The sequence below is a fragment of the Pseudomonas sp. Pse1 genome, from assembly GCF_024519635.1.
Lineage (GTDB): Bacteria > Pseudomonadota > Gammaproteobacteria > Pseudomonadales > Pseudomonadaceae > Aquipseudomonas.
The window spans coordinates 285,919-298,049 of record NZ_JALJRO010000004.1; the positions used below are offsets into that span (position 1 = coordinate 285,919).

Consider the following 12,131-nt stretch of genomic DNA (forward strand, 5'->3'; position numbering starts at 1 on the left):
GGGCTCCCACAGGTTTTGAGATCGACTCACGAGCCGTCCTTTATTGAGCAGCCAATTCCCTTATCCGCTGCAAAACCGCATTCAACCCATTACTACGCGACGGCGATAACTGGCGGCTGAGCCCCAACTGCTCGAACCAGCCCGGCAAGTCCACCTGTTGCAACTCGGCACTGGACAGGCCGTTGACCCGCGCCAGCAGCAGTGCCACCAAGCCGCGGATCAAGCGTGCGTCGCTGGCAGCGTTGAATTGCCAGTGGCCGTCGTGTAAGGCGCCCACCAGCCACATCTGGCTTTCACAGCCGTGTACCCGATTGGCCTCGGTTTTGTCGGCGTCGCGCATGGGCGGCAGGCGGTCGCCCCATTGCATCAGCAGGCGGGCCCGTTGTTCCCAGCCGGCGGCGGCCTGGAAGGTGGCGAGGGCGGTGACGGCGTCGGCGGGTAGGGTCATCGCAACAGCTCCAGTGCCTGGTCGAGGGCTTCGAAGAAGCGTTCGAGGTCGTCGGAGTCGTTGTACAGCGCCAGCGATACGCGAATGGCGCCGGCCAGTTCGAAGCTTTTCAGCAACGGCATGGCGCAGTGATGACCGGCACGCACGGCGATGCCCTGTTCCGTGAGCAGGTGCGCCAGGTCGGCGTTATGCACGCCATCGACGACAAAACTGGCCAGGGCCAGTTGCGGCTTGCCCAGCAGGCGGATGCCGTTGCGCGCCTGCAGGCCACGCAGCAAGTAGTCATGCAGCGCGGCTTCGTGGGCGGTGACGGCGGCCTGATCGAGACCGGCCAGGTAATCCAGGGTTGCGCCGAGGCCGATCACGCTGGCAATCGGCGGCGTGCCCGCTTCGAAGCCTAGTGGTGCGGAGCGAAAGCGGGCGTCGTGGTAATTGGCATCGAGCACCATTTCCCCGCCGAATTGCCAGTGCTGCAACTGGCTCAGCGCGGAGTTTCGGGCGAAGACGACGCCCAGCCCGTCCGGGCCGTAGAGCTTGTGACTGGAAAAGACGTAGAAGTCGCAACCCAGGGCCTGCACGTCGTGGCGACCGTGGACCACGCCCTGGGCGCCATCGACCACGGTTAGCGTGCCGTGTGCCTTGGCCAGCGCCAACAAGGGTGCCAGCGGCTGCCAGGCGCCGAGGACGTTGGACAGTTGGCTGACGGCAAGCAGGCGGGTGCGTGGGCCGATCAGCGTGGCGGCGGCATCGAGGTCGATCAGGCCGTCGGTATCCAGTGGCAGGACCACCAGTTTCAGCTCGCGACGTTTTGCCAGTTGCTGCCAGGGCAGCAGGTTGGCGTGGTGTTCCAGGGCGCTGATGACAATCTCATCGCCCGCCGTGAATTGTTGCTCAAGGCCATAGGCCAGGAGGTTCAGCGCCGAGGTGGCGCCGTGGGTGAAGATGATCTGCCCGCTGTCACCGGCATTAAGCCAGTGGGCAACTTTGCTGCGGCTGTCTTCGAATGCCTGGGTGGCATGGGCGCCGGGCAGGTGCTGGGCACGATGCACATTGGCTGCGCCGTTGGCGTAGTAATGCGTCAGCGCGTCGAGCAGGGCTTGGGGTTTCTGGGTGGTGGCGGCGCTGTCCAGATAGGTCTGGTCCTGCCGTTGCAGGGCGGCGATGGCCGGAAAATCGGCGCGCCAGGGGGAGGCAATCATCACGGTTTCTGGCCCTGGTGAAGATGGGCGGGATTTACGCCGAACCCTGTAGGAGCGAGCCTGCTCGCGATGGCGTCCTCAAGGACACCAAAAGCTTCACGAGCAGGTTCGTTGCCACATTGGGACGGTATTAGTTGTGAGCGTGCAACGCTTCGTTCAGTTCGATGGCCGATTTGTGGGTTTTGCATTCCACGGCACCCGTCTCCGAGTTACGGCGGAACAACAGGTCGGTCTGGCCAGCCAGCTCACGGGCCTTGACCACTTTGACCAGGTTGTTGTTCTCGTCCAGCAGCGCGACTTTGGTGCCGGCGGTGACGTACAGGCCCGACTCGACGGTATTGCGATCGCCCAACGGAATGCCGATACCGGCGTTGGCGCCGATCAGGCAGCCTTCACCGACCTTGATCACGATGTTGCCGCCACCGGACAGGGTACCCATGGTCGAGCAACCGCCGCCCAGGTCCGAACCCTTGCCAACGAACACGCCGGCCGAGACGCGACCTTCGATCATGCCCGGGCCTTCGGTGCCGGCGTTGAAGTTGACGAAACCTTCGTGCATCACGGTGGTGCCTTCGCCGACATAGGCGCCCAGGCGCAAGCGGGCGGCATCTGCGATACGCACGCCAGCCGGTACCACGTAGTCAGTCATTTTCGGGAACTTGTCCACCGAGAACACTTCCAGCAAGTCGCCGCGCAGGCGGGCTTCCAGTTGATGCTCGGCCAGTTCGGCAAGGTCGATGGCGCCTTGGCTGGTCCAGGCTACGTTTGGCAGCAGCGGGAAAATGCCGGTCAGGTTCAGGCCGTGAGGCTTGACCAGACGGTGAGACAGCAGGTGCAGCTTGAGGTAGGCCTCAGGGGTGGAGCTCAGGGCGGCGTCTTCGGCCAGCAGGGTGGCGACCAGCGGCTTGTGGCTTTCTGCCAGGCGAGTCAGGAGGGCGGCCTGAGTGGCGTCAACCGACTTCAGTACTTCAGCCAGTTGTGCCGCCTGGGCGTTGCTGAACGCGATCGCCTGGTTGCCTTCGCCGTAGCCGAGAATCGGTGCAACGGCGGCGACCAGTTCGGCCGACGGGTTGAGCAATGGCTGTGCGTAGAACACTTCCAGCCATGCGCCCTGGCGATTTTGGGTACCGACACCGAAGGCGACGCTGAACAGAGTAGTGGACATGCAATTACCTCTAAAAAAGATGAACGGGCTGCCTTACTTGAGAGCGGCCGCGTAGATATCTGGCTTGAAGCCAATCAGGGTTCGGTCACCGAGATCGAGCACCGGGCGCTTGATCATCGAGGGTTGTGCCAGCATCAGTTCGATTGCTTTCGTCTGGTCGAGATCGGCTTTGTGTTCGTCGTCGAGTTTGCGAAAGGTCGTGCCTGCACGGTTAAGCACCACTTGCCAGCCGTGCTCATTGCACCACTGGGTCAGGTGTTCACGGTCGATTCCGGCCGTTTTGTAGTCGTGAAAATCAAAGCTGACAGCGTTTTCATCGAGCCAGGTGCGCGCCTTTTTCATGGTGTCGCAGGCTTTGATGCCGAAAAGGTGCAACGTTTTGCTTGAAGCGGTCAAGGAATTGCCCCCCTTTGGAGGTGTCGGGATTAAAAGGTGACGGATTATGCCACGACCGAGCGGATTCGGCGTCGGCGGCGGGCCGGATTGAACAATTGTGCGACAAGTTACCCGGGCGGGTGCGACCTTTGTGCAACGGTCAGGCAACAGCTTAAGTGTCTAATATGGCACTTCGACGGCAACTCGTTGCCTGTTACCTGCTGTTGCATGTCGATTGATCGGGAATCCTGTTTTATGCAAACCGCCTACACCGTCCTCATTCTGCTGATGCTGGTCAGCCTCTCGCGTCTGCTCGGTCGATTGATTCCGCTGCCGCTGCCGTTGGTGCAGATCACTGCGGGTGCGCTGCTGGCCTGGCCGACGCTGGGACTGCACGTGGCCCTCGATCCCGAGCTGTTTTTGTTTCTGTTCCTGCCGCCGCTGTTGTTCTCCGATGGCTGGCGGATGCCCAAGCGTGAGTTGTGGAAGTTGCGCGGGCCGATCCTGACCCTGGCTGTCGGGCTGGTGCTGTTCACGGTGGTCGGCGCCGGGTACTTCATTCATTGGTTGCTGCCAAGCATTCCGCTGCCGGTGGCCTTTGCGCTGGCGGCGGTGTTGTCGCCGACCGACGCCGTGGCAGTCTCGGCGATCACCCAGAATCGTCTGCCTACGCCCCTGATGCACATGCTCCAGGGCGAGGCCTTGATGAACGACGCAACGGGCCTGGTGACTTTCAAGTTCGCCCTGGCGGCGGCGATTACCGGCGCGTTTTCCCTGGCCAACGCCAGCCTGACCTTCTTGCTGGTGGCCATCGGTGGGCTGTTGGTGGGGGTGGCCCTGAGCTGGCTGGTGGGGCGTTTGCGGGCCTGGATGATTGCCCGGGGCTGGGACGATCCGGCGACCCACGTGGTGTTCATGTTGCTGCTGCCGTTTGCCGCCTATGTGCTGGCCGAACGCCTTGGCGCCTCGGGGATTCTGTCGGCGGTGGCGGCGGGGATGATGCAGAGCTGGCTCGACCTGCTGCCGCGCCAGACCAGTACCCGTTTACTCAATCGCAGCGTCTGGTCGCTGCTGGAATTCGCCTTCAACGGCCTGATTTTCCTGCTGCTGGGCCTGCAACTGCCGGACATCATCAAGGCAGTGGTCAGTCACGAAAGCTCGCTGTGGCCGACGCTGTTCTATCGCGCATTGGCGGTGCTGGCGATCTTCGCCGTGTTGTTGGTGCTGCGCTATGTCTGGGTGCAGAGCATCTGGCGCCTGTACGGTTGGCTGCGGCGCTGGCGCGGCAAGGGCGAGTTGACATTGGTACCGACCGCGCGCTCATGCTGGCTGCTGACGCTGGGTGGGGTTCGCGGTGCGGTGACCCTGGCGGGTGTGATGTCGGTGCCGCTGCTGCTCAGTGGCGCCGACTTTCCGGAACGTGACTTGCTGATTTTCATCGCTGCCGGGGTGATTCTGCTGTCGCTGGTGACGGCCTGTATTGCCTTGCCGATCCTGCTGCGGGGGATTGAGCAAAGCCCTGACGAAAAACGCCTGCAAGAGGTGCGTGAAGCCTGGCGCAAGACGGCCGAGGCGGCGATTCATGCACTCGAAGCGCAGGAGGTTAACCCGCAGGACGCGGCGCAGGCTGCGTTGGCGGCGGAACTCAAGGCGCGGATCATGTCCGAATATCGGCATCAACTGGACGTGTTCAACGACTCGGCCGAAGCCCAGGCGCTGGCCTTTCAGATGGATTTACTGGAGCGGCGCATGCGCCTGAACGCCTTGCGCGCCCAGCGTCTGGAATTGTACCGGCTCAGCCGTCAACACCAGATCGGTGATGACGTGCTGCGCGAGGTGTTGGCTGACCTGGACTTGAGTGAGGCCAACCTGGGGGCGGTGAAGTAGGGCGGATCAGCGGCGCCGCTGGATAAACGCGCGAATCCGCTCGGCGGCTTCGACGCACTCAGCCAGCGGCGCAACCAGGGCCATGCGCACGCGTCCGGCACCGGGGTTGAAACCGTCGACTTCGCGGGACAGGTAAGAGCCCGGGACCACGGTCACGTGTTCCTCGACAAACAGGTCGCGGCAGAACGCGGCATCGTCACCCTCGACGTTCGGCCACAGGTAGAAGCTGCCGTCCGGACGCTGGACGTCGAGCACCGGGGCGAGGATCTCCAGCACCGCGTCGAACTTCTCGCGGTACAGCGAGCGGTTGTCGCGCACGTGATCTTCGTCATTCCAGGCAGCGACGCTGGCCAGTTGGGTTTGCACCGGCATGGCGCAGCCGTGGTAGGTGCGGTACAGCAGGAAGCCCTTGAGGATGTCGGCATCGCCTGCGACAAACCCTGAGCGCAGGCCTGGCAAGTTGGAGCGCTTGGACAGGCTGTGGAACACCACGCAGCGTTTGAAGTCTTGACGGCCCAGTTCCACGCAGGCGCTGAGCAGGCCTGGCGGTGGCGTCTGTTCGTCGAAGTAGAGTTCGCTGTAGCACTCGTCGGCGGCGATCACGAAGTCGTATTCGTCCGCCAGGGCGATCAGTTTTTTCAGGGTGTCGACCGGAATCAGCGCGCCGGTCGGGTTGCCTGGCGAGCACAGGAACAAAATCTGGCAGCGCTGCCAGATCTCGGGCGACACCGCATCGAAGTCCGGGTTGAAGCCGTTCTCATCGAGGCACGGCAAGTAGTGTGGCTTGGCGCCAGCCAGGAACGCCGCCCCTTCGTAGATCTGATAGAACGGATTGGGGCTGACCACCAGCGCGTCTTCGCCACGGTTGACCACGGTCTGGGTAAAGGCAAACAGCGCCTCACGGGTGCCGTTGACCGGCAGCACGTTACGCGCCGGATCGATCCAGCCAGCCGGAACATTGAAGCGACGCTCGCACCAGCCGCCGATCGCTTCACGCAGCGCAGGCAGGCCCAGGGTGGTCGGGTACACCGCCATCTGGTCGAGGCTGTTGGCCAGGGCCTGGGCGACGAACTCCGGCGAACGGTGCTTTGGCTCACCGATGGACAGGGCAATCGGGCGTTTGTCCGGGTTGGGTGTGACCGCACCGAGCAGGGCGCGCAGTTTCTCGAACGGGTAAGGCTGGAGCTGGTTCAGAGCGTTGTTCATCGGTGCGGGGTCTCGATCAAAGCAGTTAAATCAGGCGTGTATCAGAAACTGATGCGCGACAGTTTGACATCGGATTCGGGGCTGACGCTCAGTTGCTCGACGATCGCATCCTGCAGGCGGCTGCACAGTTGCGGGTCGGACAACGGCTGGTTGTCGGCGTCGGTGATGAAGAATACGTCTTCGACCCGCTCGCCCAGGGTCGCAATCTTGGCGTTTTGCAGCGACAGGTCGAACTCGAGGAATATCCCGCCGATTCGCGCCAGCAATCCCGGGCGATCCGGCGCGCTGAGCTCGAGTACGGTCACCGGGCGATGGGCGTCGTTGTGGATCGTCACCTGGGGCGCGAAGGCAAAGTGCTTGAGCTGGCGTGGGACGCGGCGCTGGATGATGGTTGGGTAGTCATCCGGGTTGCGCAGGGCTTCAGTCAGGCCGTCGCGAATCTGCTTGACCCGGGTCGGATTGTCGCCGATCGAGTCGCCGTCGGTGTCGAGCACAATGTAGGTGTCGAGGGTGAACTGGCTGGTGGAGGTAATGACCCGGGCGTCGTGGATGTTCAGGTTGAGCTGGTCCATCGCGGCCACGGTCACGGCGAAGAAATCGTGTTGGTCAGGGGCGTAGATGAAAATCTGCGTGCCACCCTCGAACTCGCGCTGGGTGGTTTCCTTGATCAGCACCAGGGGGCCGCCGTCGGACGGTTGCTGGAGGATCGCATCGCTGTGCCAGGCCACGTCGCCGGCGGTATGGCGCAGGAAATAGTCGTCGCCCAGTTGCGACCACAACTGCTCCACGTCATCCGGATCGGTACCGCCGCGCACCAGAATATCGAGGGCGGCGCTTTGGGTCTGGCGGATCTGCTCTTCACGGTCCACCGGGTTTTCCAGGCCGCGACGCAGGGCGCGCTTGGTTTCGGTATACAGCTGGCGCAGCAGGCTGGCACGCCAGGAGTTCCATAGCGTGGGGTTGGTGGCATTGATATCCGCAACCGTCAGCACGTAAAGGTAGTTGAGGCGGGTTTCGTCGCTGACTACTTGTGCAAAATCGTGGATGACCTGCGGGTCGGAGAGGTCCTTGCGCTGGGCGGTGGTCGACATTACCAGGTGGTTTTGCACCAGCCAGACGATCAGCCGGCTGTCCCAGGCCGGCAGTTGATGGCGCTGGCAGAAGGCCTCGGCATCCACCGCGCCGATGTCCGAGTGATCGCCGTGCCGGCCTTTGCCAATGTCGTGGTACAGCCCGGCCAGATAGATCAGCTCGGGCTTGGGCAGGTTGGCCATGGTCTTGCTGGCCAGCGGGAATTTCTCCGACACCTGGGTGTACTGCAGCTTACGCAGGTGTTTGATCAGGTTCAGGGTGTGGGCGTCGACCGTGTAGATATGGAACAGGTCATGCTGCATTTGCCCGACAATCAAGCCGAATTCCGGCAAGTAGCGTCCGAGGATGCCGTAGCGATTCATGCGCCGCAGGTTGCGATGGATGCCGATCTTGCACTTGAACAGCTCGATGAACAGGCTGGTGTTGCGAATGTCGTTGCGGAAATCGTCATCGATCAGGTGCCGGTTTTCTCGCAGCAGGCGAACCGTATCGGCGCGCACCCCTTTGATTTCCGGCTGCTGGGCCATCAACACGAAGATCTCCAGCATGGCGAACGGCGTACGCTTGAATACGTTGTTGTTGATCGCTTCGATGTAGCCGTCATGCAATTGGAAACGTGAATTGATTGGTTGTGGCGGCGCTTCATCCTCCGGCGCGAGGATGATTTCCTCGAAGTGCTGGATGATCAGGTCGCTGAGCTGGGCGATGCTCATGACCACGCGGTAGTACTGCTGCATGAAGTTTTCGATGGCGTGTTTCGCGTCTTCGCCTTCAAAGCCAAGCAGGCCGGCAATTGAGCGCTGATGGTCAAACAGCAGGCGGTCTTCGGAGCGTCCGGCCAGCATGTGCAGGGCATACCGGACTTTCCAGAGGAACTCCTGGGAGGAGGCCAGCAGGGCATTTTCGCTTTCCACCAGGAAGCCTTCGCCGGCCAAGGCATGCAGATTCAAGGTGCCGTATTGGCGGCGGGCTACCCAGAGAATGGTCTGGATATCCCTCAGGCCACCGGGCGAGCCTTTGACGTTCGGTTCCAGGTTGTATTCGGTGTCGTTGTACTTGTGGTGACGGGCCTTTTGTTCGGCACGCTTGGCCAGGAAAAACTCCTTGGCCGGCCACATGTGCTGGGTGCTGGTGACGTCGAGCATGCGCTGGCGCAGACGCTCGGGGCCAGCAATGGTGCGGCTCTCCATCAGGTTGGTGACGACGGTGAGGTCGGCACGCGCTTCCTGAGCGCATTCCTCGACCGAGCGTACGCTCTGGCCGACTTCCAGGCCAATGTCCCATAGCAGTGTGAGAAAGCGCTCGATGGAATCCCGGAAAATTTCGTGATCGGCGCTGTCCAGCAGGATCAGCAAGTCGATATCGGAGTAAGGATGCAGCTCGCCCCGTCCATAACCGCCTACTGCAACCAGGGCGATGTCGGCGTCTTTGCTCCAGGTGAACTGTTCCCAGGCCTTCTGCAGGATGTTGTCGACGAACCAGGCACGATCCTCGATCAGTCGGCGGATGTCGCGGCCCGCCCGAAAGCGCGTGTCGAGCACTTCGCGGGCCTGGCGGATGGCCTTCTTGAAGGCCGCGATAGGGCTTGCCTTCAGGGCCAGTTCAGCCTGGAACTGGCCGCGGTCAAACAGTTCGGGATCCACCTGCGGCATCGATTGGCTTTCCTTCTATAAGGCTGGGAGCAGTGACTCAGGCTGAAACGCGTGGGATGGTGTCATCGCTGCGCAGAGTGAAGATCTCGTAGCCCGTTTCGGTGACCAGCAGGGTGTGCTCCCACTGGGCCGAAAGTTTGCGGTCCTTGGTGATGGCGGTCCAGCCGTCGCCAAGCACCTTGGTGTCGGCCTTGCCCTGATTGATCATCGGCTCGATGGTGAAGGTCATGCCGGCTTGCAGTTCCATGCCGGTGCCCGCGCGGCCGTAGTGCAGGATCTGCGGCTCTTCGTGAAACACTTTGCCGATGCCGTGGCCGCAGAATTCGCGGACCACCGAGAAGCCGTTCTTTTCGGCGTGTTTCTGGATTACTTCACCAATATCACCCAAGCGGCAGCCAGGCTTGACCAGTTCGATGGCCTTGTACATGCATTCCTGGGTGACCTGCGACAGGCGCTCGGCCCAGACGGGTACTGTGCCGACATGGAACATGCGGCTGGTGTCGCCGTGGTAGCCGTCCTTGATCACCGTGACGTCGATGTTCAGGGTGTCGCCATCCTTCAGCGGTTTTTCGTTGGGGATACCGTGGCAGACCACGTGGTTGATCGAGGTGCAGATCGACTTCGGGAAGCCTTTATAGTTGAGGGGGGCAGGGATGGCCTTCTGCTCGTTGACGATGTAGTCGTGGCAGATGCGGTCAAGCTCTTCGGTGGTGATACCGGGCTTGACATGTTCGGCAATCATTTCCAAAACGTCGGCGGCGAGCTTGCCGGCGATGCGCATTTTGGCGATGTCCTCTGGGGTTTTGAGGGTGACGGTCATACAGGCTCTCTCTACGCTCAGTGGCGCTTTCTATACGGAATGGGTGCTGTGCGTAGCGGCTCGCAGCCCCGAAAAACGCGATTCTACCAGACGATCGGGGCAATACCGTGGCTGCCTGCAACGCTTCTCTGTATTGATAGGTGCATTATCGGGCGATTCCAAGGGCTGCCAAGGCGGCGTGCGCTTGCTTTTGAGAATCCGGGTTCCGTTTTACGCCTCGCTATGGTATAAAATGCGCCGCTTTCCGGGGATGCCCCGAAAAGCTTAAATCCACACACGTGTCGACACGATGACCTGGGTGCCTTCAGCTGAAGCTGCTGGTTGGTCATTGGGATACGTGGAGGCCAAACCCGACTTATTAAGGAACTATCATGTCCCAAGTCAACATGCGCGATATGCTGAAGGCCGGTGTGCACTTCGGTCACCAGACCCGTTACTGGAACCCGAAAATGGGCAAGTACATTTTCGGCGCGCGCAACAAGATTCACATTATCAACCTTGAAAAAACCCTGCCAATGTTCAACGAAGCTCTGACTTTCGTAGAGCGTCTGGCCCAGGGCAAAAACAAGATTCTGTTCGTCGGCACCAAGCGTTCCGCTGGCAAGATCGTTGCTGAAGAAGCAGCGCGTTGCGGTTCGCCGTACGTCGATCACCGCTGGTTGGGCGGCATGCTGACCAACTTCAAAACCATCCGTGCTTCCATCAAGCGTCTGCGTGACCTTGAAGTCCAGGCCGAAGACGGTACTTTCGCCAAGCTGACCAAGAAAGAAGCGCTGATGCGCTCCCGTGACCTGGAAAAGCTCGATCGTTCCCTGGGTGGTATCAAGGACATGGGCGGTCTGCCTGACGCACTGTTCGTTATCGACGTTGATCACGAGCGCATCGCGATCACCGAAGCCAACAAGCTGGGCATCCCGGTTATCGGCGTAGTCGATACCAACAGCAGCCCGGAAGGCGTTGACTACATCATCCCAGGCAACGATGACGCAATCCGCGCTATCCAGCTGTACATGGGTTCGATGGCTGACGCTGTAATCCGTGGTCGCAACAACGTTGCTGGCGCCACCGAAGTTTTCGTTGAAGAAGCTCCGGCAGCTGCCGCTGAGTAATTGACGCCTTGGCGTTGACTCAGTAAGCAAAAAGGGGGCTTGGCCCCCTTTTTGCCACCTCGAAAACCATTTGTCGGCGCCCACTGCCTTTTTTGTAACGTGCGGCAGCTAACAAGGGTGGTTCGGGGAAGAATTGAACGCCCGTTCGATCGGGTGGAATGGTTGATAACCTATCCAAGAGGAATTTTGAAATGGCAGAGATTACTGCAGCGTTGGTTAAAGAACTGCGCGAGCGTACTGGCGAAGGCATGATGGACTGCAAAAAAGCCTTGACCAAGGCTGGCGGCGACATCGAAAAAGCCATTGATGATATGCGCGCTTCGGGCGCCATCAAGGCTGCCAAGAAAGCCGGTAACGTTGCTGCTGAAGGCGCTATCGCACTGAAGGAAGACGGTAAATCCGCAGTCCTGCTGGAAGTGAACTCGCAGACCGACTTCCTGGCTCTGCAGGACGACTTCAAGGCATTCGTTGCTGCCAGCGTTGAAAAAGCGTTTGCTGACAAGCTGACTGACGTCGCTCCGCTGATCGAAGCTCAAGAAGCAGATCGTCTGGTCCTGGTCGGCAAGGTTGGCGAAAACGTCAACATCCGTCGCCTGGTTCGCGTTGAAGGTGACGTGGTTGGTGGTTACCTGCACGGCAACAAGATCGGCGTAGCTGTTGTCCTGAAAGGCGGCACTGTTGAGCTGGCTAAAGACATCGCCATGCACGTAGCGGCCAGCAACCCTGAGTTCCTGCTGCCATCGGAAGTGTCTGCCGAAGCCATCGAGCGCGAAAAAGCCGTGTTCCTGAGCCTGAACGCCGACAAGATCGCCGGCAAGCCAGAAAACATCGTTGAAAACATGATCAAGGGTCGCATCAGCAAGTTCCTGGCTGAAGCGAGCCTGGTTGAGCAAGCGTTCGTCAAGAACCCTGAAGTCAAGGTTGGCGAGCTGGCCAAGAAGGCCGGCGCTGAAATCGTTTCCTTCACTTACTTCAAAGTAGGCGAAGGCATCGAGAAGCCAGTGGACAACTTCGCTGAAGAAGTTGCTGCACAACTGGCTGCTGCCAAGCAGTAAGACAGTTTTTCAACTGTCGCCCTGAAGAGGCTGCCCGCTCACGCGCGCAGCCTCTTTTCAGATGGGGAGGCCAATTTATTTGGTTTCCTGGCGGAACTGGCTTACAAAGCCGTGTTCCGATGG

At 60.6% G+C, this 12,131-nt stretch carries 10 protein-coding genes; 3 read left to right on the plus strand and 7 right to left on the minus strand.

Annotated elements, in window-relative coordinates; genetic code table 11:
- Positions 1-40 precede the first annotated feature (40 nt).
- The 4 genes from NR126_RS08745 to NR126_RS08760 all read right to left on the minus strand — a co-directional run bounded on the left by NR126_RS08745 (position 41) and on the right by NR126_RS08760 (position 3,154).
- Complete coding sequence (locus NR126_RS08745; RefSeq protein WP_256830032.1) at positions 41-448, minus strand: SufE family protein; 408 nt, start codon at positions 446-448, stop codon at positions 41-43.
- The gene (locus NR126_RS08750) at positions 445-1,650 is read right to left on the minus strand and encodes an aminotransferase class V-fold PLP-dependent enzyme (RefSeq protein ID WP_105755036.1); all 1,206 of its coding nucleotides are present in this window, start codon (positions 1,648-1,650) and stop codon (positions 445-447) included. The genes NR126_RS08745 and NR126_RS08750 overlap by 4 nt, the downstream gene beginning before the upstream one ends.
- Positions 1,651-1,777: 127 nt before the next feature.
- Complete coding sequence (gene dapD / locus NR126_RS08755) at positions 1,778-2,812, minus strand: 2,3,4,5-tetrahydropyridine-2,6-dicarboxylate N-succinyltransferase (protein ID WP_027619056.1); 1,035 nt, start codon at positions 2,810-2,812, stop codon at positions 1,778-1,780.
- A gap of 33 nt (positions 2,813-2,845) precedes the next feature.
- Positions 2,846-3,154: an arsenate reductase gene (locus NR126_RS08760; protein WP_256830058.1), complete on the minus strand. Its 309-nt coding sequence runs from the start codon at positions 3,152-3,154 to the stop codon at positions 2,846-2,848.
- Between the two features lie 288 nt (positions 3,155-3,442).
- On the opposite strand from NR126_RS08760, the gene NR126_RS08765 reads away from it, so the two are divergent.
- On the plus strand, positions 3,443-5,074 hold the full coding sequence (locus tag NR126_RS08765) for a Na+/H+ antiporter (protein ID WP_027619054.1): 1,632 nt from the start codon (positions 3,443-3,445) through the stop codon (positions 5,072-5,074).
- 6 nt (positions 5,075-5,080) lie between these two features.
- On the opposite strand, the gene dapC is transcribed toward NR126_RS08765, so the two are convergent.
- Genes dapC through map form a run of 3 tightly spaced genes read right to left on the minus strand, consistent with a single transcriptional unit; the run spans position 5,081 to position 9,844 of the window.
- Entirely contained in the window at positions 5,081-6,280 is a 1,200-nt protein-coding gene (gene dapC / locus NR126_RS08770; protein WP_027619053.1) for a succinyldiaminopimelate transaminase, read from the minus strand.
- 41 nt (positions 6,281-6,321) lie between these two features.
- Entirely contained in the window at positions 6,322-9,024 is a 2,703-nt protein-coding gene (locus NR126_RS08775) for a [protein-PII] uridylyltransferase (protein ID WP_027619052.1), read from the minus strand.
- Positions 9,025-9,061: 37 nt separating this feature from the next.
- Complete coding sequence (gene map, locus NR126_RS08780; RefSeq protein ID WP_027619051.1) at positions 9,062-9,844, minus strand: type I methionyl aminopeptidase; 783 nt, start codon at positions 9,842-9,844, stop codon at positions 9,062-9,064.
- Between the two features lie 371 nt (positions 9,845-10,215).
- On the opposite strand from map, the gene rpsB reads away from it, so the two are divergent.
- Positions 10,216-10,953, plus strand: coding sequence for a 30S ribosomal protein S2 (rpsB, locus tag NR126_RS08785; RefSeq protein ID WP_027619050.1), 738 nt, complete (start codon positions 10,216-10,218; stop codon positions 10,951-10,953).
- 191 nt (positions 10,954-11,144) lie between these two features.
- A complete protein-coding gene (gene tsf, locus NR126_RS08790) occupies positions 11,145-12,008 on the plus strand; it encodes a translation elongation factor Ts (RefSeq protein WP_027619049.1) in 864 nt (287 codons plus the stop codon).
- The last annotated feature ends 123 nt before the right edge of the window (positions 12,009-12,131 follow it).

Excerpts from the sequence above, each read along its gene's own strand:
- map (WP_027619051.1), bottom strand. The coding sequence starts at position 9,844 with ATGACCGTCACCCTCAAAACCCCAGAGGACATCGCCAAAATGCGCATC.
- rpsB (WP_027619050.1), top strand. The coding sequence starts at position 10,216 with ATGTCCCAAGTCAACATGCGCGATATGCTGAAGGCCGGTGTGCACTTC.
- NR126_RS08765 (WP_027619054.1), top strand. The coding sequence starts at position 3,443 with ATGCAAACCGCCTACACCGTCCTCATTCTGCTGATGCTGGTCAGCCTC.
- dapD (WP_027619056.1), bottom strand. The coding sequence starts at position 2,812 with ATGTCCACTACTCTGTTCAGCGTCGCCTTCGGTGTCGGTACCCAAAAT.
- tsf (WP_027619049.1), top strand. The coding sequence starts at position 11,145 with ATGGCAGAGATTACTGCAGCGTTGGTTAAAGAACTGCGCGAGCGTACT.
- NR126_RS08775 (WP_027619052.1), bottom strand. The coding sequence starts at position 9,024 with ATGCCGCAGGTGGATCCCGAACTGTTTGACCGCGGCCAGTTCCAGGCT.
- NR126_RS08745 (WP_256830032.1), bottom strand. The coding sequence starts at position 448 with ATGACCCTACCCGCCGACGCCGTCACCGCCCTCGCCACCTTCCAGGCC.
- NR126_RS08760 (WP_256830058.1), bottom strand. The coding sequence starts at position 3,154 with ATGAAAAAGGCGCGCACCTGGCTCGATGAAAACGCTGTCAGCTTTGAT.
- dapC (WP_027619053.1), bottom strand. The coding sequence starts at position 6,280 with ATGAACAACGCTCTGAACCAGCTCCAGCCTTACCCGTTCGAGAAACTG.